This is a genomic window from Mesorhizobium sp. M0848, from assembly GCF_040319805.1.
GTDB lineage: Bacteria > Pseudomonadota > Alphaproteobacteria > Rhizobiales > Rhizobiaceae > Mesorhizobium.
In genome coordinates this window covers 22,198-45,760 of the sequence record NZ_JAMYOM010000002.1, presented here as the reverse complement: position 1 = coordinate 45,760, position 23,563 = coordinate 22,198, and the positions used below count along the sequence as shown (strand labels likewise).

Annotated in this window: 21 protein-coding genes; 12 read left to right on the top strand and 9 right to left on the bottom strand. The window is 63.0% G+C overall.

The annotated features are described in order from the left end of the window. Positions 1-34: 34 nt before the first annotated feature. The gene (locus tag NKH95_RS02125; RefSeq protein ID WP_128302335.1) at positions 35-1,162 is read right to left on the bottom strand and encodes a sugar ABC transporter substrate-binding protein; all 1,128 of its coding nucleotides are present in this window, start codon (positions 1,160-1,162) and stop codon (positions 35-37) included. A 217-nt stretch (positions 1,163-1,379) separates the two neighbouring features. Between NKH95_RS02125 and NKH95_RS02120 the strand changes: the two genes are divergently transcribed. From NKH95_RS02120 to apnL, 8 genes are all read left to right on the top strand, one after another. Beyond that, on the top strand, positions 1,380-2,060 hold the full coding sequence (locus tag NKH95_RS02120) for a GntR family transcriptional regulator (protein WP_128302334.1): 681 nt from the start codon (positions 1,380-1,382) through the stop codon (positions 2,058-2,060). A gap of 331 nt (positions 2,061-2,391) precedes the next feature. Next, on the top strand, positions 2,392-3,219 hold the full coding sequence (locus NKH95_RS02115; RefSeq protein WP_352890901.1) for a phosphogluconate dehydrogenase C-terminal domain-containing protein: 828 nt from the start codon (positions 2,392-2,394) through the stop codon (positions 3,217-3,219). 330 nt (positions 3,220-3,549) lie between these two features. After that, positions 3,550-4,491 (top strand): D-ribose ABC transporter substrate-binding protein, encoded by a 942-nt coding sequence (locus NKH95_RS02110; RefSeq protein ID WP_352890899.1) that lies wholly within the window; start codon positions 3,550-3,552, stop codon positions 4,489-4,491. A gap of 95 nt (positions 4,492-4,586) precedes the next feature. Next, positions 4,587-5,231, top strand: coding sequence for a DUF2291 family protein (locus NKH95_RS02105; protein ID WP_128302331.1), 645 nt, complete (start codon positions 4,587-4,589; stop codon positions 5,229-5,231). Continuing rightward, positions 5,228-6,784: a sugar ABC transporter ATP-binding protein gene (locus NKH95_RS02100; protein ID WP_352890897.1), complete on the top strand. Its 1,557-nt coding sequence runs from the start codon at positions 5,228-5,230 to the stop codon at positions 6,782-6,784. The genes NKH95_RS02105 and NKH95_RS02100 overlap by 4 nt, the downstream gene beginning before the upstream one ends. Further along, positions 6,777-7,841: an ABC transporter permease gene (locus NKH95_RS02095; protein ID WP_023808896.1), complete on the top strand. Its 1,065-nt coding sequence runs from the start codon at positions 6,777-6,779 to the stop codon at positions 7,839-7,841. The genes NKH95_RS02100 and NKH95_RS02095 overlap by 8 nt, the downstream gene beginning before the upstream one ends. A gap of 2 nt (positions 7,842-7,843) precedes the next feature. Next, positions 7,844-8,878: a Gfo/Idh/MocA family protein gene (locus tag NKH95_RS02090; RefSeq protein ID WP_352609306.1), complete on the top strand. Its 1,035-nt coding sequence runs from the start codon at positions 7,844-7,846 to the stop codon at positions 8,876-8,878. After that, positions 8,875-10,713, top strand: a complete 1,839-nt coding sequence (gene apnL, locus NKH95_RS02085) for a D-apionate lactonase (RefSeq protein ID WP_352609305.1) — start codon at positions 8,875-8,877, stop codon at positions 10,711-10,713. Before NKH95_RS02090 ends, apnL begins: the two co-directional genes overlap by 4 nt. Positions 10,714-10,715: 2 nt before the next feature. Here the strand turns inward: apnL and NKH95_RS02080 are convergent, their stop codons facing one another. After that, the gene (locus tag NKH95_RS02080) at positions 10,716-11,429 is read right to left on the bottom strand and encodes a transcriptional regulator NanR (RefSeq protein ID WP_352772162.1); all 714 of its coding nucleotides are present in this window, start codon (positions 11,427-11,429) and stop codon (positions 10,716-10,718) included. A gap of 185 nt (positions 11,430-11,614) precedes the next feature. Here NKH95_RS02080 and oiaX point away from each other — a divergent pair, with 185 nt between their 5' ends. The 4 genes from oiaX (at position 11,615) to dhaL (ending at position 16,012) form a co-directional block, all read left to right on the top strand. After that, positions 11,615-12,865 (top strand): 3-oxo-isoapionate-4-phosphate decarboxylase OiaX, encoded by a 1,251-nt coding sequence (gene oiaX / locus NKH95_RS02075; RefSeq protein WP_023808900.1) that lies wholly within the window; start codon positions 11,615-11,617, stop codon positions 12,863-12,865. A gap of 4 nt (positions 12,866-12,869) precedes the next feature. Further along, positions 12,870-14,204 (top strand): four-carbon acid sugar kinase family protein, encoded by a 1,335-nt coding sequence (locus NKH95_RS02070; protein ID WP_023808901.1) that lies wholly within the window; start codon positions 12,870-12,872, stop codon positions 14,202-14,204. 131 nt (positions 14,205-14,335) lie between these two features. Beyond that, a complete protein-coding gene (locus NKH95_RS02065) occupies positions 14,336-15,343 on the top strand; it encodes a dihydroxyacetone kinase subunit DhaK (protein ID WP_023808902.1) in 1,008 nt (335 codons plus the stop codon). 27 nt (positions 15,344-15,370) lie between these two features. After that, a complete protein-coding gene (dhaL, locus tag NKH95_RS02060; protein ID WP_023808903.1) occupies positions 15,371-16,012 on the top strand; it encodes a dihydroxyacetone kinase subunit DhaL in 642 nt (213 codons plus the stop codon). A 22-nt stretch (positions 16,013-16,034) separates the two neighbouring features. Here the strand turns inward: dhaL and derI are convergent, their stop codons facing one another. The 7 genes from derI to NKH95_RS02025 form a co-directional block, all read right to left on the bottom strand. Then, complete coding sequence (gene derI / locus NKH95_RS02055; RefSeq protein ID WP_013533067.1) at positions 16,035-16,472, bottom strand: D-erythrulose-4-phosphate isomerase; 438 nt, start codon at positions 16,470-16,472, stop codon at positions 16,035-16,037. 33 nt (positions 16,473-16,505) lie between these two features. Beyond that, positions 16,506-17,273: a triose-phosphate isomerase gene (locus tag NKH95_RS02050; protein WP_023808904.1), complete on the bottom strand. Its 768-nt coding sequence runs from the start codon at positions 17,271-17,273 to the stop codon at positions 16,506-16,508. A gap of 66 nt (positions 17,274-17,339) precedes the next feature. Beyond that, positions 17,340-18,278: a sugar phosphate isomerase/epimerase family protein gene (locus NKH95_RS02045; protein ID WP_023808905.1), complete on the bottom strand. Its 939-nt coding sequence runs from the start codon at positions 18,276-18,278 to the stop codon at positions 17,340-17,342. Continuing rightward, positions 18,278-19,795, bottom strand: coding sequence for a glycerol-3-phosphate dehydrogenase (locus NKH95_RS02040; protein WP_352890894.1), 1,518 nt, complete (start codon positions 19,793-19,795; stop codon positions 18,278-18,280). Before NKH95_RS02040 ends, NKH95_RS02045 begins: the two co-directional genes overlap by 1 nt. Beyond that, complete coding sequence (locus NKH95_RS02035; RefSeq protein WP_352890892.1) at positions 19,792-21,351, bottom strand: FGGY-family carbohydrate kinase; 1,560 nt, start codon at positions 21,349-21,351, stop codon at positions 19,792-19,794. The genes NKH95_RS02040 and NKH95_RS02035 overlap by 4 nt, the downstream gene beginning before the upstream one ends. A gap of 95 nt (positions 21,352-21,446) precedes the next feature. Next, complete coding sequence (locus tag NKH95_RS02030) at positions 21,447-22,388, bottom strand: D-ribose ABC transporter substrate-binding protein (protein ID WP_013533072.1); 942 nt, start codon at positions 22,386-22,388, stop codon at positions 21,447-21,449. Between the two features lie 38 nt (positions 22,389-22,426). After that, the gene (locus NKH95_RS02025; protein WP_352731550.1) at positions 22,427-23,560 is read right to left on the bottom strand and encodes an ABC transporter permease; all 1,134 of its coding nucleotides are present in this window, start codon (positions 23,558-23,560) and stop codon (positions 22,427-22,429) included. Positions 23,561-23,563: the final 3 nt, after the last annotated feature.

Sequence of the window (23,563 nt, the reverse complement as noted above, 5' to 3'; positions counted from 1 at the left end):
ATGTCCGCGCATCGTCAAGATCGCCTTGGGAGGCTTATTCTTCCGGTTGTCCGACGAGGGCAGCCGCGAGGCCGACCTCGGGTGTCTGGTCCGAGAAGATCGAGGCAAACCAGCCCGGATTGGAGACCAGCGACGGCTTGAAGGCGTTGCAGCCGGCCTTCATCTCCGCCCATGTGCCTTCGTCGCACAGCTTGATCGTCTCATTGGTGACGAGCGGCAGCGGCAGGATGGTGGTCTTCGGCACGTCCTTGCCTTCGATCGCCTCGACGGCAAGCTTCAGCGCCAGCGCACCCGAATAAGGCGGCGAGGCGTAGGAAATGCGTTGTGCGCCGGCCGGCGCGTAAGGGGCGGCCGCACCTTCGACTTCGGTGCCCTCCGGCAGCATCTGGATGCGGCCGCCATTGGAACCTTCGCCGGCGCAAGGCAGGAGTTCGCTTGTCTTCTTGCCGGCCTCGAGCTGCATCGAGTTGGCGGTGAAGCAGCCGACCTGCATCCACAGCCCGTTGATGTCGTCCCAATTGCGGGTGGCCAGGATTTTCGAAAGTTCGGTGCGGGCGACCGCCTGGCTCCACATGCCGACAGCCTCGCCGACGATCTTGATATCAGGATATTTGGCGAAGACTTCCTTGGCGGCTTTTGTCCGCTGATCGTCGACGGATGTTCCCGGGACACCCGTGATGGCGATGATGTTGCCCTTGCCGTTGAGCTTCTTGACCAGCCATTCGGCGGTCACCCTGCCGGCTTCCAGCTGGTCGATGTGGACGTTGTAGGCACAAGGCTCGGTGATCTCGGCGTCGTAGGCAAAGACCTTCACGCCCTTGTCGCAGGCATTCTTGACGACCTGGTTGAGCGCGGTCGGCGAGATCGGATATACGACGATGGCCTCGGCGCCGCTTTGCACCATTGCGTTGATCTGCTGAATCTGGCGTTGCGCGTTGGGGCCAGCGACCTGGACCTGCAGGTCGACCTTGTCGGCCAGGCTCTTGTGGGCGGCCATGGCCTTGACCATGTTGGCCGCCTCCGCTTGCCAATCATTGCCTATGTAGCTCATGCTGAGAAAGATCTTGTGCTTCTCGGCTGCCTGCGCGGCGGACAGGCCGAAGGCGCATGCAGCCATGCCGGCCAGCAGCGCGAGCCGCCGGACTTTCGATCCGATACCCATGTGAACTCCTCCCAAACAGAACGATCGAATGCCTCCCAAGGGCACAAAACGTAACCCTTGCCATTCGATGCCGACGACCGTAACATGATTTGATCAAAGATCAATGATGAAATCGCTTAATATCAAAACGGGCGCCCGTGGGCGCTTGACGCGGCACCTTGAACCTTGCATTCCGGATGCAGGTAGCGTCGCCCTTGGGCGGGAAGGTTGACGGGAGATGGCTGGATCGGCGTTCAGAAAGCCGGGGGTCGAGATCGCACCCCTGTCCAGGGAAACCCTGCAGGACAGGGTCTATCGCCATGTCACCGAACTGATCCTCGACGGTAGCATCGTGCCGGGCGAGATGGTCACGGTTCAGAGCCTTGCCGATGCTTTTGGCGTCAGCCCGATGCCGGTCAGGGAAGCGTTGCGGCGCCTGACGGCCGCCAACGCGCTGATGGTGGTTTCAGGTCGGTCGATCGGCATTCCGGCATTAAGCCGCGCACGCCTCGTCGACCTCAGGAATGTCCGGTTCGAGATCGAGGCGATCGCGGCCGCATGGGCTGCGGAGCGTATGGGCGACCAGGCCGTGGCGCAGTTGCGCCAGCATCTGGATGCGCTCGAACAGGCCAATGCCGCCGGCGACGTCAAATCCTACCTGCGCGCCAACTACGCCTTTCATTTCTCGATCTATCGGGCAGCCGGTTCCGAGAACATGCTCAACATCATCGAGAACCTGTGGCTGCAGATCAGCCCCTACTTCAACATGCTGCACGATTCAGGAAACTACTCGACCGCCAACGAACACCATCAGGCGATGTTCGCGGCATTGAGAAACCGGGACGCGGAAGCCGTCAGGGCCGCGGTCCGCGCCGACATCGACGCCGCTTTCGACGTGCTGGTCGATCTTTTGAAGTAGCGCCCGACCCAGTCTCCGACCGCCTATCACATGCCGGCTCATCCCTGGTGATGGCAGAGCGCCAATGCGCATTTAACGGCCAGTGCGGGCTTCTTCGGGCTGATCGTATCCCCTGAGCGCGCCATCCAAGGTTCTGTTCACGGAGCAGTTCGTGGGCGAAACATCATTGTCATCTTCGTGCTGGAGCTTGCTGGGCGGCAGGCGATTACGCCGCAAACGCATGACCCTGCGCGCACGGTCATTATCGATTGCCAAAATCTGGTAGCGTGATTATACCAGTTGATAAGTAGACGACGGGCGATACCGTCGGCTGAGATGGAGTAGTGACCAGATGACAACGATTGCGCTGTTCGGGGCTGGCGGAAAAATGGGCTACCGCCTGTCGACCAATTTTCGCGGGTCGCCCTACACGATACGCCATGTCGAAGTCAGCGATGCCGGCCGCGAACGGCTGAAGACCGGACTGGGTTTCGATACGGTCAGTGCCGACGAGGCGCTCAAGGACGCCGATGTGGTGATCCTGGCCGTCCCAGACACGCATATCGGCAAGGTAGCGGCCAGCATCGAGAGCAAGCTGGTATCAGGCACGATGGTGGTGGTGCTCGACGCGGCAGCACCCTTTGCCGGCCATCTGCCGAAGCGGGCGGACCTCACCTATTTCGTCACCCACCCCTGCCATCCGCCGATCTTCAATGACGAGACGGACATGGCCGCGAAGAAGGATTATTTCGGCGGCGTGAAGGCCAAGCAGCATATGGTCAGCGCCCTGATGCAGGGGCCGGAAGAGGACTACGCCAAGGGCGAGGCGATCGCGAAGATCATATGGGCGCCGGTGATGCGTTCGCACCGCGTCAGCGTCGAACAGATGGCGCTGCTCGAGCCTGGCCTTTCGGAGACGGTGTGCGCCTCGTTGCTGGTGGTCATGAAAGAAGCCGTCGACGAGGTCGTGGCGCGCGGCGTCGACCAGCAGGCGGCACTCGACTTCCTGCTCGGCCATATGAACGTGCTCGGCGCCGTCATTTTCGGCGAGACCAAGGGCGTTTTCTCGGACGCCTGCAACAAGGCGATCGAGTTCGGCAAGCCGGTGCTGATGCGTGACGACTGGAAGCGGGTGTTCGAACCGGAAGAGATCGCCGCCAGCATTCAGCGGATCACCTGAGAGAAGACAGGTGCTTGACGCAGCACCTCGAGGGCCCGGCATGTCATTGCCGACCCTCGGTTTTGGTAGCTCATCAGGTACATGTCACCTGAATTTGTGGTTGACTCATCATACCAGTTGGCTTAGCTGTTCATGGCTCGGATCGACAAGGTTTCGCAGGGAGCAGGATGCCTGGGCGAGTGGAGGAGGGCTGGGGAGCAACGATCCGTCTTGGGTAAGCCGGCAACGGTTTTTTGACCCAAGCGATCCGCGGCCCGCGCTGCCTGACGAATTCGGATGCAGACAAAGCCATTGGCCGATCAAGGCAATTTTTTCAAACGGGAGGACTTCATGAAACTCACACGCAGAATGACGCTTGCGGCTTTCGCCGGCATGCTGGCGCTTGGCACGGCAGTGCCCGCCTACGCGGCGGATCTCATCGCCATTATCACGCCCTCGCACGACAATCCGTTCTTCAAGGCGGAAGCCGTCGGCGCCGAAGCCAAAGCCAAGGAACTCGGCTACGAAGCGCTGGTGCTGGTCCATGACGACGACGCCAACAAGCAGTCCGAGCTGATCGACACCGCGATCGGCCGTGGCGCCAAGGCGATCATCCTCGACAATGCAGGCGCCGACGCCACCGTCGCCGCCGTGCAGAAGGCCAAGGACGCAGGCATTCCGTCCTTCCTGATCGACCGCGAGATCAACGCCACCGGCGTCGCCGTGGCGCAGATCGTGTCCAACAACTACCAGGGTGCCCAGCTCGGCGCGCAGGAGTTCGTCAAGCTGATGGGCGAGAAGGGCAATTTCGTCGAACTGGTCGGCAAGGAATCCGACACCAATGCAGGCATTCGCTCCAAGGGTTATCACGACGTAATCGACGACTATACGGACCTGAAGATGGTCGCCCAGCAGTCGGCCAACTGGAGCCAGACGGAAGCCTATTCCAAGATGGAATCGATCCTTCAGGCCAACCCCGACATCAAGGGTGTGATCTCCGGCAACGACACGATGGCGATGGGCGCCTATGCGGCACTTGCCGCGGCGAACCGCAAGGACGTCATCGTCGTCGGCTTCGACGGATCGAACGACGTACGGGACTCCATCACGTCGGGCGGTATCAAGGCAACCGTGCTGCAGCCGGCCTTCGCGCAGGCGCAGAGGGCGGTCGAGCAGGCCAACGACTTCATCAAGAACAAGAAGTCGCCGGCCAAGGAAAAGCAGTTGATGGACTGCGTTCTGATCAATGGCGACAATGCCGCCAAGCTGGAGACCTTCGCGCTGACGAACTGAGCCAGCGTGATTTCAATAGCGAGGGGCGAAAATCGGTTTTCGCCCCTCGCCGCCATTTTCCGTGGGTCGCCCACGATGCTGAACGACAGGCCGCCATGCTGAACACCAAGCCGAACTGGCCGATCCTTACCGTGATGGTCGGCATCAGCCTGACCGCCTGCAAGATCCTGCCTACGAAATCGGAAGCCGGAGACAACGCTCCCGCCTTCAATCCAGACAAGATGGTCGAAGAGACATGGGCGGCAAAGGTCGTGCCCTATCTCCAGCAGAAAGCCGGACCGTTTGCGCAGGTTCACACCCTGGCGACAACCGATCCATCGGCTGCCGGCGCCAAATACGGCAATCCGAACAAGCAGGCGAATTCGCCTTGGACTTTCGCGGTTCGCCTGGAAGGCAAGATCGTCGCGGCCAACACGCAGTCGCGGGCGGCAACCGTCGACGTCGATGTCGACGGCGACGGCAAGGCCGATGCACGGGTGCAGATCGGACCGGCGGTGCGCGGCACCGCGCTGCGCGACAGCCTGGACTTCATCCAGTTCAACGACTTCACCAACCAGATCGACTTCGCCCAGTTCGGCAAGGCGTTCAACAGCTACACCGACAAGACGGTGCTGTCCAAGCTGCCGCGCGAGGCGCTGGAAGGCCGCAGTGCCAAAGTGCTGGGTGCCTATACGCTGGGCAACGGCCAGGACCTGCCGCTGGTGACGCCGGCGGAGGCAGAGATCGGGCCGAAGCCATGAGCGCGACAGCAGAGCGCGAAATCATCCTGAAGCTCGAGGACGTCTCCAAGGTCTATTCCGGCACCGTTGCGGTCAAGCGCGCCAATTTCGAGGTGCGCAAGGGCGCGGTCAACGTGCTGGTCGGTGAAAACGGCGCCGGCAAGTCGACGCTGATGAAGATCATCGCCGGTGTGGAACGGCCGACCGCCGGCCGCATCCTGCTGGAAGGCGAAGAGGTTTCCTTCTCGTCATCCGGCGATGCGGTGAACCGTGGCATCGGCATGGTGTTCCAGGAGTTGAACCTGTTCGGCAACATGAGCGTCGCCGAGAATATTTTCGCCACCCGGGAGATCACCAACCGCTTCGGCAAGATCGACCGCGAGCAACAGGAAAACCGCGCTGCGGAATTTCTGGAACGCCTGCAAGCCGGCATCCGGCCCGATATGCTGGTCGAGGATCTGCGCATCGGTCAGCAGCAGCTGGTCGAGATCGCCAAGGCGGTCTCGCTCGACGCGCGCATCCTGATCATGGATGAGCCGACCTCGGCGCTGAGCGCGGCGGAGGTCGAAATCCTGTTCAAGGTGATCGCCGACCTCAAGGCGCGCGGCGTCGCCATCGTCTACATCTCGCACCGGCTGGAAGAGCTGATCCGCATCGGCGACTACATCACCGTGCTGCGGGACGGCCGCATCACCGGCCATGAGGAGATGAAGAACGTCGACACGCAGTGGATCGTTCGCCAGATGATCGGCTCCGATGCCAAGGACTTCGCCAAGGCCGACGGCCATCTTCCGGGAGAAGAGATTTTTCGTGCCGAGGAGATCTGCCTGCCCCGCGCCACCGGCGGACTTGCCGTCGACCATGTCTCGTTGTCGCTGCGTGCCGGCGAGATCCTCGGCATCTACGGCCTGATGGGCGCCGGTCGCAGCGAACTGTTCGACTGCATCATGGGCCGCCACGGCCATTCGACGGGTGAGATCTTCATTGGCGGTATAAAGGTCAAGGAGCGCGATACGACGCGGCGCATCCGGCGTGGCCTGGCATTGATCCCCGAAGACCGTCAGCGCGAAGGGCTGGTCTCGATCCTCTCGGTCGCCAGCAATTTGACGCTGGCCAGCCTATCGCGCTTTGCCCGCCTGTTCCATATCCGTGGCGCCGGCGAAAGGCAGGCGGTGACGCAGATGGTGCGGGAGCTGGCGATCAAGGTCGCCGATCCTGCGCAGGAGGTGTCGTCGCTGTCGGGCGGCAACCAGCAGAAAGTGGTGATCGGCAAGGCGCTGCTCACCGAACCCAAGGTGCTGCTGATGGACGAGCCCAGCCGAGGCATCGATGTCGGCGCCAAGGCCGACGTCTTCCGCACCATGCGCAAACTGTCCCGCGACGGTTTGGGGATTTTGTTCGCCACCTCCGACCTCGATGAGGTGATGGCGCTGTCCGACCGCATCGCGGTGATGAGCAACGGAAAACTGACCGGCATGTTCGACCGTGCCGAGGCGACGGAGGCGGCACTCGTGGCTGCATCCGCGCTTGGCCACGGACCGGTCCCACACACGGAGAGCACCGCCCATGACTGACATCCCAGCCAAGGCGGCCGCTCATTCCGCTTCCAGCGGCTCCGTGCTGTTGACGCTGATGAAGCTCAGGACCTTCATCGCGCTTATCGCCGTGCTGATCTTCTTCTCGATCGCGGCGCCGAATTTCCTGTCGACCGCCAATCTGATCCTGATGTCGAAGCACGTGGCGCTGAACGCGTTCCTGGCGATGGGCATGACCTTCGTCATCATCACCGGCGGCATCGACCTTTCGGTCGGCTCGATCGTCGGCCTGTGCGGCATGGTGGCCGGCTATCTCGTGCTCAATGGCATCGACCTGCAGATCGGCTACACCATCTATTTCAACGTCTTCGAGATCGCGCTGATCACGCTTGCCGTCGGCATATTGATCGGCGCCGTCAACGGCTTGCTGATCACCCGGCTGAACGTCGCGCCGTTCATCGCCACGCTTGGCGTGCTCTATGTCGCGCGCGGCCTGGCGCTGCTGTCGTCGGATGGCCGCACCTTTCCCAACCTCGTCGGCAAGCCGGAGCTTGGCACCACCGGTTTCGGTTTCCTCGGTGCAGGCCGGCTGCTTGGCCTGCCGGTGGCGATCTGGATCCTGATCGTCGTTGCACTGGGAGCCGCCTATCTCGCCAAATACACACCGCTCGGCCGCCATATCTTCGCCGTCGGCGGCAATGAACGGGCGTCGCGGATTTCGGGCGTCCGTGTCAACATGGTGAAGATGTTCGTCTATATGTTCTCCGGTTTCTGCGCGGCGATCGTCGGCCTGATCATCTCGTCCGAGCTGATGGCCTCGCATCCGGCAACAGGCGAAAGTTTCGAGCTCAACGCCATTGCGGCGGCGGTGCTCGGCGGTACCTCGATGTCGGGCGGGCGCGGCACGATCGGCGGCACCATCGTCGGCGCCTTCGTCATCGGCATTCTTTCGGACGGGTTGGTGATGATGGGTGTGAGTTCGTTCTGGCAAATGGTGATCAAGGGTCTCGTCATCATCGTCGCCGTTGTCGTCGACCAGGCACAACGCCGGCTTCAACAGCGCGTCACCTTGATGCAGATGGCGAAGGCGGGTTGAGCATGGCGGAGTTGCGTGGAGCGCTGATCGGCTGCGGCTTCTTTGCCGTCAACCAGATGCACGCCTGGCGCGGCATTGCGGGCGCTTCGATCGTTGCTATCTGCGACCGTGACCCGGAACGGCTCAAGATCGTCGGCGACCAGTTCGGCATAGCGAAGCGCTATACCGATGCGGCGGAACTTTTTGCCGGCGAAAGCCTGGACTTCGTCGACATCGCCACCACCGCGCCCAGCCATCGTCCGCTTGTCGAAATGGCGGCCGCTCATCGCGTTCCGGTGATCTGCCAAAAGCCGTTCGCGCCGACGCTCGCCGACGCCAAGGCAATGGTCGGGGCATGCGCGGAAGCCGGCGTGCCGCTGATGGTGCATGAGAATTTTCGCTGGCAGTCGCCGATCCAGGCGGTGCGCGCCGTGCTCGACAGCGGCGAGATCGGCACGTCTTTCTTCGGGCGCATCTCCTTCCGCTCCGGCTATGACGTGTTTTCCGGCCAGCCCTATCTAGCGACGGGAAAGCGCTTCATCATCGAGGACCTCGGCATCCATATCCTCGATATCGCCCGCTTCCTGCTCGGCGACGTCTCGACCATCACGTCGCGAACCGCCCGCGTCAATCCTAGTATCGCGGGCGAGGATGTGGCGACGATGCTTCTGGACCACAAGAGCGGCGCGACCTCCGTGGTCGACTGCAGCTATGCGACGAAGCTTGCCACCGAGCCGTTTCCCGAGACGCTGATCGAGATCGACGGCAGCGACGGAACGATCCGGCTGGCGCAGGGATACCGGCTCACCGTCACCGGCAAGAACGGCACGGTCGTCACCGACGTCTCGCCGCCGCTGCTGCCATGGGCGTCGCGGCCCTGGCATAACATTCAGGAAAGCGTCGTCGCCATCCAGCAGCATTGGGTAGACTGCCTGGCGAAGGGAATCGAACCGGCGACCTCGGGCGCCGACAATCTCAAGACGTTCGCACTGGTCGAGGCGGCTTACACCGGTGCCGCGAGCCGGCAACCGGTGCAGCTCGACGCCTTGCTTAAATGACCGCCGACGCATTCCTGCTCTACGGAACGCATGCCGTCGAGGCCGAACCAATCAGGCTACGCGCAGGCGCGCTCAGCGCCGACTTCGTCAACGGCAATCTGCGCACCATCCGGCATGGCGGCACCGAGGTGCTGCGCGCCATCGCCTATATCGTGCGTGACCGCGACTGGGGCACCTATGAGCCAAATTTGACGGACCTGATCATCAACCAGGCGGCCGACGCTTTTTCGGTCAGCTATTCGGCAAGCTGCCTGGCCCCCGATGGAAGCCGGCTCGGCTTCCGCGCCACCATCAAAGGCTCTGCCGATAGCCATCTGGCCTTCGAGGTCAGCGCCCTTCCCGAAAGCGATTTCGAAACCAACCGCTGCGGCTTCTGCATCCTGCATCCTATCGCCGACCTCGCCGGCAGCCCGGTCAAGGTCGAGCATACGGACGGCAGCGTGGAGGCGACAAAGCTTCCCGAACTGATAGACCCCTGGCAGCCTTTCAAGGATATCCGCGCCATCACCCATCAGGTTCGGCCTGGCGTCACCGCCGAATGCCGGATGGAAGGCGATACTTTCGAAATGGAGGACCAGCGCAACTGGTCTGACGCATCCTACAAGACCTATGTGCGGCCGCTGGCGCTGCCATGGCCGTATGTGCTGCCTGCCGGCCAAACCCTGCGCCAGACGATCAGCCTGCGCATCGCAGGTGAAGGCAAAGCACCGGCTGCCACCGTGACCAGCGAACCGGTCCGCGTTGGACTCGGCGAGGTCGGGCCAAGGCTGCCCGATGTCGGCGTGGTCATCTATCCCGAGGATGTCGAGACGGCGCTGGCGAACCTCTCCACGCTGGCGGCACTCGGCCCACAACAGCTGCTGTTTCACTACGATCCGACGCGTGGCCACGGGCTCGACGCCTTGCGCGCTTTCGCCCGACTGGCAACTGCCTACGCAGCCGAAACGACCCTCGAATGCGTCGTTGCCTGCGCTGGCGATCTCGACGCCGAGATGTCAGGTGTCGCCGGCCTGGTGCGCGAGGCCGGGCTAAAACTCTCGGCCATTGCCGTGTCGCCTTCGGTCGACCGGCAGTCGACACCGCCGGGCAGCACGTGGCCGGACTGTCCGCCGCTCGAGAACGTTTACGCGGCCGCGCGGCGCGCCTTTCCGGACATCCGGCTCGGCGGCGGCATGTTCAGCTATTTCACCGAACTCAACCGCAAGCGCGTGCCGGAGGACCAGCTCGATTTCGTCACCCATTGTACTTGCCCGATCGTTCACGCCGCCGACGATCTCAGCATCATGCAATCGCTGGAGGCGCTGCCTTTCATCACCCAATCGGCGCGGGCGATCTTCGGGGCGAAACCCTATCGGATCGGACCATCGACGATTGCCATGCGGCAGAACCCCTATGGCGGCGCGACCAAGCCCAATCCCGGGGGACAGCGCATCGCCATGGCCGACCGAGACCCGCGCCATGCCGGCCAGTTCGCGGCGGCATGGACGATCGGCTATGCCGCGCGCATCGCGCCCGCTGGGCTGGAACAGCTCACGCTCTCCAGCTTCACCGGACCGTTCGGCGTGCTGGCGTCATTTGGAGAACCCGTCGCGGAAGGAACACCCCGGCCGCTCTTCAGGGCCATCAAGGGGCTTTGCGAACTGGCCGGCCTTGCGCATGTGTCGGCAAGGACGAGCGATGAGACCAAGGTGCTGGCGCTGGCCGGGCGCTCCGCCTCGGGCAAGACAATCGCGTGGCTGGCGAACCTGACGGCGGACGAAGTGCCGGTCGACATTTCGGCTTTTGGCCGCGGCCATCTCGTGATGACGCCTTACGCGATCACCCGGCTCGGCTGAAGTTACTTTTCGGAATTCATCACATAGAGCGCGCGCGAGCGTTCGAGATGCTTGATCATCGCCTTCTCGGCGCCATCCGCATCCTTTTTCTCGATGCGGCCGATGATCTCTTCGTGCTCGGTCAGCGTGAACTTTTCCTTGCCGGTCCAGATCAGCATTTCGGTGTGGTATTCCTTCAGCCAGCCGAGCATCGCCTCACTAACGGCGACATAGATCGGATTGCCTGAGATCGCGGCGATCTGGGTATGGAATTTCATGTCGGCGGAGATGAAGGCTTCGGAATCGCCACGGAAGCCGCGCTGTTCGGCAACGGTGGCCCTGAGGCGCTGCACATCCTCGGCGGTGGCCTTTTCGGCGGCTTCCCTGACCATGCCGCGCTCGAAGAAGATGCGCGCGGTCTTCAGGTGCTCAAGCGCGTCCTTCGATGACGACAGGATGATCTTGGCGGCGCCATCGACCTGCTTGATGATCGACTTTGCCGTGAGCTGCAGCACCTTGGCGCGCTCGCCATGCGAGATCGCGACCAGGCCCATATTGCTCAGCGCCTGCATCGCCTCGCGAATCGCCGGCCTGCCGACCTCGAAGCGCTCCATCAGTTCGCGCTCCGACGGCATGTCGTCACCCGGCATCAATTCGCCGCTGGTGATCAGGCGCTTCAGCCGCAAGAAGACCTCGTCGGAAAGCTTGCGCCGGACAATCGGTTCCGAACGGTTCATCGTCGCGAATCACTCCCTTGAGCCGGCCCTATCTAACACTGCCGCCACATTTCCCGGAAATTGCCGCCTGTCGATCTGCCTAAAACTTCTAGCCGGATATGCCTTGCAATACTTATGTACTCATTATACCAGATTTAGAACACCGGTGAACCTTTTTCGAACGCCTCGGCTTAAGACAGCAGACCATGATCACCCTCACCTATCGCATCGAAACGCCTGGAAGCATCGAAGCGTTGGCCGCCAAGATCGCCAGCGACCAGTCGACCGGCACCTTCGTCGCGCTGCCCGGCGAGACCGAAGAGCTGAAGGCCCGGGTGGCGGCGCGCGTGCTGGCGATCCGGCCTCTGCCCGATGCCGAGCGGCCGTCACTTCCCGATGACGGCAGCGGGCCGTTCAAACGCGCCGATGTCGACATCGCCTTTCCGTTCGATGCCATCGGCACCGACCTTTCGGCGCTGATGACCATCGCCATCGGCGGCACCTATTCGATCAAGGGCCTCACCGGGATCCGCGTCGTCGACATGAAGCTGCCGGAGGATTTTCGCGGCGCGCATCCCGGCCCACAGTTCGGTGTCGCCGGCAGCCGCCGACTGACCGGTGTGACGGACCGCCCGATCATCGGCACCATCGTCAAGCCGGCGCTCGGGCTGCGGCCGCACGAGACGGCGGCAATGGTGGCGGAACTGATCGCCGCCGGCGTCGATTTCATCAAGGATGACGAGAAGCTGATGAGCCCGGCCTATTCGCCGCTGTCGGAGCGGGTGAAGGCAATCATGCCGCTGATCCTCGACCATAAGCAGAAGACCGGCAAGAAAGTGATGTATGCCTTCGGCATTTCGCATGCCGACCCGGATGAGATGATGCGCAACCACGATCTGGTGGCGAAGGCCGGCGGCAATTGCGCTGTTGTCAACATCAATTCGATCGGGCTCAGTGGCATGGCGTTCCTGAGGAAGCGCTCCAGTCTGGTGCTGCATGCTCACCGCAACGGCTGGGACATCCTCACCCGGCACCCCGGGCTAGGTATGGGCTTCAAGGTCTGGCAGCAATTCTGGCGACTGCTCGGCGTCGACCAATTCCAGATCAACGGCATCGCCTCGAAATATTGGGAGCCGGATGACTCCTTCGTCGAGTCGTTCAAGGCGGTGACGACGCCGATCTTCTCACCTGAGGACTGCGCCTTGCCGGTCGCCGGCTCCGGCCAGTGGGGCGGGCAGGCGCCCGAGACATATGCGCGGACCGGCCGGACCGTCGATCTTCTCTATCTCTGCGGCGGTGGCATCGTCAGCCATCCGGACGGGCCGGGCGCCGGCGTGCGTGCCGTGCAGCAAGCCTGGCAGGCGGCGGTCGACGGCATTCCGCTTGCCGACTTCGCCCTGAACCACCCTGAACTGGCGCGGTCGATCGAAAAATTCGGCGACGGCAAGGCAGCCTGAAGCCATGCAGAACCTGCTTCTCAGCTATTATGGCGACGACCTGACCGGCTCGACCGATGTCATGGAGGCGCTTGAGCTCGGCGGCGTGCCGACCGTGCTGTTCATGCGCCAGCCGGACGATGCCTTGCTTTCGCGGTTTGCCCATTGCCGGGCGATCGGCCTCGCCGGCACCAGCCGCAGCGAGACGCCGCAGTGGATGGACATGCATCTGCGCGATGCCTTTGCCTGGCTGAAGACACTCAACGCCGCGATCTGCCACTACAAGGTTTGCTCGACCTTCGATTCCAGCCCAACGGTCGGCAGCATCGGCCGGGCCATCGAGGTCGGCCGCTCGGTGTTCGCGCAGGATAGTGTGCCGCTGCTGGTCGGCGCGCCGCAGCTCAAGCGCTACACCGCCTTCGGCCATCTATTCGCCGCCTATCGCGACCAATATTTCCGCATCGATCGCCACCCTGTGATGAGCCGCCATCCGACGACGCCGATGGATGAGGCCGATCTCCTGATCCATCTGTCGCGGCAGACGGCGCTGAGCTCCGGGCTGATCGACCTTGCAACGCTGCAGTCCGCGTCGCGATCGGCCGCGTTCGATCGCCTGACCGGAAACGGCACCCCCATCGTGCTTCTCGATGTCGACAATCTGGAAACGCAGGCTCTGGCCGGCAAGGAGATCTGGCGCGTTCGCAAGCCAGGCGGTTCTTTTGTCGTCGGCTCGTCCGGGGTCGAGTATGCATTGCTGGCCGAATGGGCGTCGAATGACATTGTCGGCGCTGGACAAGGTTTTACGCCGCCGGGCGCAGCCGAGCGGATAGCCGTCGTGTCGGGCAGTTGTTCGCCGACCACCGAGCGGCAGATCCGGCATGCCCTGACCGACGGTTTCGACGGCATCGAGGTCGATCCCGTCGAGCTGGTTTCGGAGTCTTCGCAGCAGGCGATCGCGCGCGCAACGGCAAGCGGCCGTGCCAGTCTGCAAGCCGGGCGCAGCGTCATCCTCTACACCGCGCTTGGCCCCGATGCCGACAGGGGCGCCGAAATCGACCGGCAGGAAGGCGCCCGCCACAGGCTTGGCCGCGGCCTTGGAGAAATCCTTCGCAGCCTGACGATCGAACAGAATTTGCGGCGCGTGGTCATTGCCGGCGGCGACACGTCGAGCCACGCACTCGGCGAGATGGGTGTCGATGCCCTGACAATTCGCATGCCGCTGCCCGCTTCGCCTGGCTCGCCGCTCTGCGTTGCCCACTCGCGCGTCAAGGCGATCGACGGCTTGGAGGTCGCGCTCAAGGGCGGCCAGGTCGGAACCGATCGCTATTTCTCAGCCATCCGCGACGGCCTCGGCACTTGAACCAGCCGACACCTGGATTTCAGGAGCCGCTGTGCGAGAGCACTTCAACACGCGAAATGCGCCTTGCCGGGTGGAAATCCCGGTAACACCCGGTACTATCTACGAAAATGCCGAAATCGGGAGGACGTCGGGTGCAGACCAAGAAGATCATCAACGATGGCAACCGCGCCGTTGACGAGATGCTGGAAGGCATCCTGGCAGCGCATCCCCGCCATCTCAAAAGCGTGGACGGCAGTCCACGCTCCATCATCGCCCGCGACGGACCGCGCCAGGGCAAGGTGGGCCTCGTGATTGGCGGCGGTTCGGGCCACGAGCCGAGCTTTCTCGGCTTTGTCGGCAAGGGATTGGCTGACGCTGCGGCCATCGGCAATGTCTTTGCCTCGCCGCCGCCGGACCCGATCCTCGAATGCGCCAAGGCAGTCAGCGGCGGCGCCGGCGTGCTCTTCATGTACGGCAATTATGCCGGCGACGTGATGAATTTCGACATGGCGGCCGAGATGGCCGCCATGGACGACATCGAGGTGCGCACGGTGCTGAGCACCGACGACGTCGCCTCGGCACCGCGCGACCAGCGGCACAAGAGGCGCGGCGTCGCCGGCAATTTCTTCATCTTCAAGGCGGCCGGCGCCGCCTGCGACCGGATGTTGTCCTTCGACGAATGCGAGCGCGTCGCCGGCAAGGCCAATGACCATACCTTCACCATGGGCGTGGCGCTGTCGCCCTGTTCGCTGCCGCAGACCCGCCGGCCGAATTTCGAGATCGGCCCGGACGAGATGGAGATCGGCATGGGCATCCACGGCGAGCCCGGCATCGCGCGCGAAAAGTTGAAAACAGCCGACGAGATCACCGACGAGATGCTGGACAGGATTCTCGACGAGATGGCGCCGGCGCGCGGCGACAAGGTCGCGGTGCTCGTCAATTCGCTGGGCTCGACGCCGCTGATGGAACTCTACATCATGAACCGGCGCGTGAAGCAGAGGCTCGATGAGATCGGTGTGTCCATACACGCAAGCTGGGTCGGCAATTACTGCACCTCGCTCGAAATGGCCGGGGCCTCGATCACTCTGCATCGGCTGGACGGCGAGTTGCAGACGATGCTGGACCACCCCTGCGACTGCGCCATGTTTCGCGCCGGCTAAACCCACTTCTGTGGCAAGGACTAAGACATGACGACAATCGACACCGCCCGCCTTGTCGCGATGTTCGCGGCGATCGCAACCGCCATGTCGGCCGACAGGGACCGACTATGCGCGCTTGACGGAGTTATCGGCGACGCCGACCACGGCATCGCGATGGAGCTTGGATTTTCCGCGGCACGCGATGCAGTCGCCGCACTGGACACCGAGGCCACTGATCCGACCACCTTGCTGAACACGGCGGCAAAGTCGTTCCTGAATGCGGTTGGCGCCTCCTCCGGTCCGCTCTATGCGACCGCGTTCATGCGCGCCGCGGCAGCCGTCAAGGGCAAGACGACGCTCGACGACGCGGACGTGGTCACTCTGTTCCAGGCGATGGCCAAAGGCATTCAGGATCGCGGCAAGGCCGAGCCAGGCGAAAAGACGATGATCGATGCATGGGCGCCGGCTGCGCAGGCGGCGGGCGAAGCGCTGACCTCCGGCAAGGATCTGGCGGGCAGTCTCGAAGCTGCTGCACAAGCGGCAAACGCCGGCGCGGAGGCGACCAAGTCGATGGTCGCCACCAAGGGCCGGGCATCGCGCCTCGGCGAACGCTCGCTTGGCCACATGGACCCGGGCGCCGCCTCCGCCGTGACCGTGATCGAGGCGATGCGGGTCGCCTTGACCACCTGATCAGTAACGGGCCTTCCGCGCCTCAGCGCTTGGCGTCGAGCTTGTCGATGGCCTGCACGTTTGTGGCGGAGGGGCCATTCGGATCGAACTCCGAGGCCAACCATGCGTCGGCGATCGATTTCGCCAGTTCGGGACCGATGACGCGGGCGCCCATGGTGATGATCTGGGCGTTATTGGACTTGGCGGCGCGCTCAGCGGAATAGGTGTCGTGGGTCAATGCGGCGCGAATGCCCGGGACCTTGTTGGCGGAGATGCTGACGCCGATGCCGGTGCCGCAAAACAGGATGGCCCGGTCGTAATTGCCGTCGAGAATTTCGTGGCCGACCGAGGCGGCGATATCGGCGTAGAATCCGGCCTGGCTTAGGTCGACGACCTGCAGTTCCGGCTTGGTGGCGAGATGCTTGGCGATGACGTCGAGCAACGGCTTGCCGGCGCTGTCGGCTCCGAGTGCGATCTTCATGATGATGAGCTCCTTTGCTTGGTCTTTTAGCGGTCAGCGCGCGATGGCGGCCGACGCCTTTTTCAGAATGTCGATATAGCCTTCCGCTTGCCACGCCGAGCGGCCGATGAACAGGCCATCGATATGCGGCTGGCCGATGAGTTCGGCCGCGTTGCCGGGATTGACGCTGCCGCCGTAAAGCACAGGCGGGGCAGCCGGCAGCCGGTCGGCGGCAACCTGCTTGATCAGCGCCTGCTGCCTGTCGGCATAGTCGGCGCTGGCGGGAATGCCCTTCTCGCCGATCGCCCAGACGGGCTCGTAGGCAAAGAGGATTTCAGCCTTCAGTTGATCGCCGCTCAGCTCTTGCAGCGCGCCGAGAACCTGTGCCGTCAACACCGCCTCGGCGCGGCCTGATTCACGCTCAGCCAACGTCTCGCCGACGCAAATCAGCGGCACGAACCCGTGCCTGACAGCGGCCGCCGTTTTCAGTCCCACAGTCGCGTCCGTTTCGCCGAAATGCTCGCGACGCTCGCTATGGCCGAGTTCGATCACATCCAGCCCACAGTCTTTCAGCATCACTGGCGAGATCTCTCCCGTCCAGGCACCGGCGTCGGCCCAATGCATGTTCTGGGCGCCGACTTTCACGCGGGTGTTGGCCAGCGCCGCTTTGACCTGGCGCGCGGCGGTGAACGGCGGAATGACGAAAGGCTGTATCGCCTGATCGAAGTCAGGCACGAAGGCCGCCAACGCATCGGCGAACTGCAGCGCCTCGGCAAGCGTCTTGTTCATCTTCCAGCTCGTGCCGACCCAATATGGGGTCATTCTTTTCTCCTTCAACGCGCGTTTTTCCTGGCCACCATCGGTGCCGGCGTCTAGCCAGCATTTCACTCAAGCCCGAGGCTTGAGACTGTCGCGACCGCTGTCGATATGAGGCGCCCAGAAATCCACCGACTCGCGGATCATCTCGATAACCTGATGGTCGACTGGTTCCCTCTCCCTGAAGGAAAGTTCAAGGCAAATTTCATTGTCGGTTCCACCGCCCTGCCGAACCGCGTCCAGCAACTTCTGCGGCACTATGCGGCCATCCTTGTTGTAGGCGGCCGTGAACGGCCAGTGCCCGCCCTTATTCATCGACGACTGCTTGATGTGGATGATCGGCGATTGCAAGGGAAACGCTTTCGCCCAGGCATAGGGATCGGTGTCGGCAGGGTTGGGCGAAGTGACGTCGCCATGGTCGATGTCGACCATCATTTTCATCGGTATGGGCAGCTTCGCCGCGTCGATGGCGCCTTGCAGCGTGGCGCAGCTTTCGATCGTGTGGCCGAACTCGCGGCCGACCGACATCGGCTCCCAGAACAGGTATGTCAGACCCGCCGCCTTGGCGTGTTCGGCCACCTCGCGCCAGCATTCGAGGGCGATATCGAGAAGCACTGCCCGCCGTTGCGGATCGTCAAAGTCCTTGTGGGTGAAGATGGCGAACTGCGTGCCCATGCCCGACGCACCGAGTTCCGCGGAAATATCGGCGAAGGTCTTGAACCAGTCGACATAGTAGCGCCGGACATCCGCGTCCGGATGGCCGAAGTGATTGAGCCGGCCATAAGGTCCGGTCATGCCGGAGGTGATCCGCACGCCGGTCCGCGAAAGCGCCCTGTCGAACAGGCGCAGGAATTTGGCAATCGTTGCCGCCGGCCAGCCCGGATTGACGAATTCATGCGTCAGCTGCACGTCGCGGATACCGATGCCATAGGCAATCGCGTCGATCAAATCGTCCGGATCGGCGAAACGGTTGACCAGCGGATTGGTGTTGAGGGAAAGCGTGAAGGCCATCAGTCTGCCGTCGCCATGATGTTATCGAACCAGTCTTCGAATGCTTTCCGCTCGGCCGCATTGAGATGCAGGCCATGTTTGGTGCGGCGTTCCAGAATATCGGCTGATGTGCCGGCCCATTCGGTCTCGGCCAGGAACCTTGCCTCCCGCTCATACAGGTCGGGACCGAAGCGGCGGCCGAGATCCGCCTCGCGCTGTGCGCCGGCGAGCAATTGCCTGGCACGGGTGCCGTAGCTTCGAGCGTAGTGCTTCACCAGCGACGGGCTGAGCCATAAAAACTCGGAATGCAGATCGCTCAGGAACTGCTCGAAGTCCGCATTGGGCAGGTCGCCTCCCGGCAAGGGGATTTTGGCCGTCCAGGCTTTCTTCATCATCGGAAAAAACGGCTGGATCTTTTCCAGCGCATGTTCCGACAGCTTGCGGAAGGTGGTGATCTTGCCGCCGAACACCGACAGCAGCGGCGCGTTGCCATTGGAGGCGTCGAGTTCGAAAATATAGTCGCGCGTCACCGCGCTTGGATTGTCGGCATTGTCGTCATAGAGCGGACGCACGCCTGAGAAACTATGGACCACGTCCTGTGACGTCAGCTGTCGCTTGAAATAGCGATTGACCACCTTGATCAGGTAATCGACTTCGCTTGCCTCGGCGACCACTTCCTCGGGCCTGCCTTCGTAGGGAATGTCGGTCGTGCCGATCAGCGCCAGATCGTTCTCGTAGGGGTTGACGAAGATCACTCGCTTGTCGTTGTTCTGGATGAGATAGGCCTGCCGCCCCTCCCAGAATTTGGGCACGACGATATGACTGCCTTTCACCAGGCGAACATTGCGGGTGGAGTTCTGCCCGGCGACTCGGCTGACAATGTCGTTGACCCACGGCCCGGCCGCGTTGACCAGCGCCCGCGCCCGGACCTTCGTCACCGCACCCGTGCGACCATCCTGCATGTCGATCGACCATAGTCCGTTTTCGCGGCGGGCCGCGACACAGGCGGTGCGCGTGAGCACTCTGGCACCGCGCTGCCCGGCATCCAGAGCGTTGAGCAGCACCAGGCGCGCATCGTCGACCCAGCAGTCGGAATATTCGAAACCGCGCTTGAATTCGTCCTTGATCGGCGCGCCTTCAGGCGCAGTCCTGAGGTTCAGTGTTCGTGTCCCCGGCAGCCGTTTGCGGCCGCCAAGATGATCGTAGAGAAACAGCCCGAGCCGGACCAGCCATGCCGGCCTGTCTTGCGGGCTGTGCGGAAGAACGAAGCGCATCGGCCAGATGATGTGCGGCGCTGCCTCGAGCAGCACCTCGCGTTCGATCAGTGCTTCGCGAACCAGCCGGAATTCATAATATTCGAGGTAGCGCAGGCCGCCATGCACCAGCTTGCCGGAGCGCGAGCTCGTGCCTTGCGCGAGATCGTCCTTTTCGCACAGGATGACGGACAGCCCGCGACCTGCCGCATCACGCGCTATGCCGGCTCCATTGACGCCGCCGCCGATCACGAAGAGATCGACGACATCTGTTGTATTGCTCAAGATCTTGCTCCTGTGCGGTGCGCCATGCCCTTCCACACCGGCCGAAGCGCCTGACGCGCTGCAACGAAGGAAGGGAAGAGGGCATCGTAGGTATGCGAAAGCGCCTCGTCATAGGCATCGCAGTCGCCGAGAAGCGGCGTCACCCATTCGGCGGCGCAGTCTTCCATCGAGCCATAGACGCCGAGGCCGACGGCCGCCATCATCGCGGCGCCTGCCGCGCCGGCTTCCTGGCGACTGCTGGTGCGCACCTGCGCCCGGGTCGCCGCCGCGATGATGCGGCGTAGGGAGGGGCTGCGCGCGGCGCCGCCCGACAGGCGGATCTCGCTCGGCACGGCGCCCATCGCCTGGTAGCAATCGCGTGCGGCGAAGGCCAGTCCCTCGAGGACGCCGCGTGCCAGATCGCCAAAGCCGTGCTTGACCGAAAGGCCGATGAAGCCGGCGCGTGCGTCAGGATCGACGAACGGTCCTCTTTCACCGGCCAGCGATATATAGGGCTGGTAGATCAGCGAACCAGGCTCCGATGCTTCCACCCAAGCGTCGAGGGCCTTCAGCAACTCGTCATGAGAAGGCTTGCCGCCAGCCGTCGCGAGCACGTCGCGCGCAAGGCCAAGCACCCAGTCTATGTTGAGCGTCGCCGCCATGTTGGATTGCAATTGTGCAAAGGCGCCTGGAATAGGCATGGCGATCGTGTAGCCGGAGCCATCGTCGTTCAGCACGACATCGTCGGGAGTGGCGGCAAAGCGTGTGTGTATGCCGGTCGAGCCGATGACCGTGCAGCCGACATTGCCCGAGGGATCATAGAGGCCGGCTCCGAGCGCCGTCATGACCATATCGACGTAACCCAGCACCACCGGCGTGCCTTCGAGCAGGCCAGTCTCTGCCGCCGCCGATCGCGACAGCGGATGATGGTCGGTGGTGCCTTCGAGCATGGGAGGCAACAGGCGGCGATGCGTCGTCAGATCCAGGATGTCGAGGGCTTCGTCGGAATAGCTGCGCGACCGAAAATCGCCGAAGGTGAAGGTTCCCTCGGAGGGATCCGTGGCGCGTTCGCCCGTCATCTTGAAGTAGAGCCAATCCTTGCAATGCAGTGCGGTCGCCGCCCGCTCCAGCATGTCGGGATGGTTCTTTTTCATGAAGGCAAGCTGGGCGCCTTGCTGGCAGGAATTCAGCCCCGTGCCGGTCAGCTCGAACCGCCTGCGATCCCGGGGATCGGCGCGCATCTCGTCCACCAGATGTCCAGCTCGGGCATCAAGCCACAGCCAGGCGCGCGAGACAGGCAAGCCGTCGCCATCGATCAGCCAGGTTCCGTCGCCCTGCCCGGTGATGGCCACCGCTGCGGTTCGTTGCACGAGGTCGGGAACCCTGGCCGCGAGATCGCGAACGGTCCGCGCCATGTCGCGCCAGGTCTGGTCGAGGTCCTGCTCGGCGCCGCCGCCTTCCAGCGTGACGAAGCTGTTGGGCACCGACGTCATGGCGAGCTGCCGCCCGGACAGGTCGAAAGCGATCGATTTGATCACCGACGTTCCCGCGTCGATGCCGATCAGCAGGTCTTTCATGCCGCAAATTCCGGTTGGTTGCGAAGGCAGTTCACGAGGGCAGTCATTTCGTAGAAGAGGCAGGGGGTGTCCGCGAAACACCCCCTGTACAGGTATTACTCAGACAGCACGAAGGGTGCGGTGTACTTGTCGACATTGTCCTTGGTGATGAGAAGGCAATCGAACAGCTGCTTCTCGGTCGCCGCACCGGTGGCGCCCGTCTTGATGAACGAGTCCGCCTGCTGCACGGCTTTGGCCGAGAAGATGGCGACCGGCTGCAGCACGGTGTACTGCAATTCGCCGGACTTGATCGCCGCAACCGCGTCCGGGGAACCGTCGAAGCCGCCGACCTTGATGCCGGCGAGCTTGCCGGCTTCCTTCAGCGCGGCAACCGCGCCGAGAGCCATCTCGTCATTGCCGCTGATCACGGCGATGATGTCGGGATTGGCCTGCAGCATGCTCTGCATCTTGTCGTGGCCCTGGGTACGATCCCAATTGGCGACCTGCGAAGCAGCCTTTTCGAGATCCGGGTACTGGCTCAGCACAGTCGCGTACCCGTTCGAGCGCGTAGCGGCGTTGTTGTCAGACGGGGCGCCGAGCAGTTCGACATATTTGCCCTTTTCGCCGACGGCCTGCACCCACTGCTGGGCACCGAGAGCAGCACCCTGCGCGTTGTTGGAAACGAGCTGACCCTTGGCGAGGCCTTCTTGGTTGATCTCGGCATTGACGAGGAACACCGGGATGTTGGCTGCAATCGCCTTCTTCACCGCACCGACAGAGCCGTCAGCGTTGGCCGGATCGAGGATGATCGCCACCGACTTGTTGGTGATGGCGGTGTCGATCAAGTTGCTTTCGGTATTGGTATCGCCCTTGTGGGCGCCGACATTGGCCGTATAGCCGAGCTTCTCGGCTTCGGCCTTGGCGACGTTGCCCTCGGTCAGCCAGTAGGGGTTGGCCGGATCATTGACGATGATCGAGATCAGGCCCGCGGCCGACGCGGCCGCCGTAAACCCGACGACCATCGCGGCGGCGAGCAAGCTCTTAAGCATGGTTTTCATGTACATTCCTCCAATGACTACGCGGTGTTGCTGCCAGTTCATCTGGCAGTCTTCCCTTGGGCAGGATTGGCCGCTTCGGCCTTCCCCCGTTTCTGAGAAGTCGGTTGGCCACCTGTCGCGCTTGGGAGCTTGCTGCGGCGGCGATACTGAACGGCATTGAGCAGCACGGCGAGCACGATGACGGCGCCCGTGAATACTGTCTGCCAGTAGGATGAGATGCCGATGATCACCAGACCATCGGACAGGAAGCCGATGACGAAGGCCCCGAGCAGGGTTCCGCGGATGTTGCCGCGCCCGCCGGTCAGCGCCGCGCCGCCGATGACGACGGCCGCGATGGCCGTCAGTTCGTAGGTGGTGCCGGCGGTCGGTCCCGCCGACGTCAGCTGCGAGGACAGGATGAGGCCGGCAATGGCGGCGCAGATGCCCGACAGCACATAGACGGAAATCTGCACGGTCTTGACCGGAACGCCGGACAGTTCCGCCGCGCGCTCATTGCCGCCCGATGCGTAAAGCCAGCGCCCGAAGGCGGTGCGGTTCAAGACGATGCTGCCGATGAGCGCGATGACCACGAGAACCACCACGCCGGTCGGCACGCCGAACAGGCGGTTGAAGCCAAGCGCATCGAAGCCGGTGTTTCCCAGCTCCGGCTTGCCGCCGAGATTGTTGTAGGTCAGGCCGCTGGTCATCAGCAGCGCAAGGCCGCGCGCCATGTACATGACGCCGAGCGTCGCCACGAAGGCTGGAACCTTGAAGCGCGCGATGAGCACGCCGTTGATCAGCCCGACGACGGCGCCGAGCATGCAGGCCAGCACCGCGACCACCCAGACCGGCGGATAGAGAACGACACCCAGCCAGGTCAGCGTCACCCCTTGCATCAGGAAACCGGCAACGACGCCGGCCAAGCCCAGCGTCGACCCCACCGACAGATCGATGCCGCCATTGAGGATGACGAGCAGCATGCCGATCGCGAGGATTCCGAAGATGGCGACATGCGAGGCCATGGTCAGGAAATTCGCCACCGAGAGATAGTAGGGCGACAGGATCGAGAACACGACGATGATGACGATCAGGGCAAAGAAAGCGCGACCCTCAAGCAGCAGCTTGGCGAGATCGAAGCCTTCGCCGCCCGCGCTTGGACTGGACTGTTTTCTGGCCTGGCTGACGTCGGTCATGGG

Coding starts and splice junctions, on each gene's coding strand:
- NKH95_RS02125 (WP_128302335.1), bottom strand. CDS start 1,162: ATGGGTATCGGATCGAAAGTCCGGCGGCTCGCGCTGCTGGCCGGCATG.
- NKH95_RS02120 (WP_128302334.1), top strand. CDS start 1,380: ATGGCTGGATCGGCGTTCAGAAAGCCGGGGGTCGAGATCGCACCCCTG.
- NKH95_RS02115 (WP_352890901.1), top strand. CDS start 2,392: ATGACAACGATTGCGCTGTTCGGGGCTGGCGGAAAAATGGGCTACCGC.
- NKH95_RS02110 (WP_352890899.1), top strand. CDS start 3,550: ATGAAACTCACACGCAGAATGACGCTTGCGGCTTTCGCCGGCATGCTG.
- NKH95_RS02105 (WP_128302331.1), top strand. CDS start 4,587: ATGCTGAACACCAAGCCGAACTGGCCGATCCTTACCGTGATGGTCGGC.
- NKH95_RS02100 (WP_352890897.1), top strand. CDS start 5,228: ATGAGCGCGACAGCAGAGCGCGAAATCATCCTGAAGCTCGAGGACGTC.
- NKH95_RS02095 (WP_023808896.1), top strand. CDS start 6,777: ATGACTGACATCCCAGCCAAGGCGGCCGCTCATTCCGCTTCCAGCGGC.
- NKH95_RS02090 (WP_352609306.1), top strand. CDS start 7,844: ATGGCGGAGTTGCGTGGAGCGCTGATCGGCTGCGGCTTCTTTGCCGTC.
- apnL (WP_352609305.1), top strand. CDS start 8,875: ATGACCGCCGACGCATTCCTGCTCTACGGAACGCATGCCGTCGAGGCC.
- NKH95_RS02080 (WP_352772162.1), bottom strand. CDS start 11,429: ATGAACCGTTCGGAACCGATTGTCCGGCGCAAGCTTTCCGACGAGGTC.
- oiaX (WP_023808900.1), top strand. CDS start 11,615: ATGATCACCCTCACCTATCGCATCGAAACGCCTGGAAGCATCGAAGCG.
- NKH95_RS02070 (WP_023808901.1), top strand. CDS start 12,870: ATGCAGAACCTGCTTCTCAGCTATTATGGCGACGACCTGACCGGCTCG.
- dhaL (WP_023808903.1), top strand. CDS start 15,371: ATGACGACAATCGACACCGCCCGCCTTGTCGCGATGTTCGCGGCGATC.
- derI (WP_013533067.1), bottom strand. CDS start 16,472: ATGAAGATCGCACTCGGAGCCGACAGCGCCGGCAAGCCGTTGCTCGAC.
- NKH95_RS02050 (WP_023808904.1), bottom strand. CDS start 17,273: ATGACCCCATATTGGGTCGGCACGAGCTGGAAGATGAACAAGACGCTT.
- NKH95_RS02045 (WP_023808905.1), bottom strand. CDS start 18,278: ATGGCCTTCACGCTTTCCCTCAACACCAATCCGCTGGTCAACCGTTTC.
- NKH95_RS02035 (WP_352890892.1), bottom strand. CDS start 21,351: ATGAAAGACCTGCTGATCGGCATCGACGCGGGAACGTCGGTGATCAAA.
- NKH95_RS02030 (WP_013533072.1), bottom strand. CDS start 22,388: ATGAAAACCATGCTTAAGAGCTTGCTCGCCGCCGCGATGGTCGTCGGG.
- NKH95_RS02025 (WP_352731550.1), bottom strand. CDS start 23,560: ATGACCGACGTCAGCCAGGCCAGAAAACAGTCCAGTCCAAGCGCGGGC.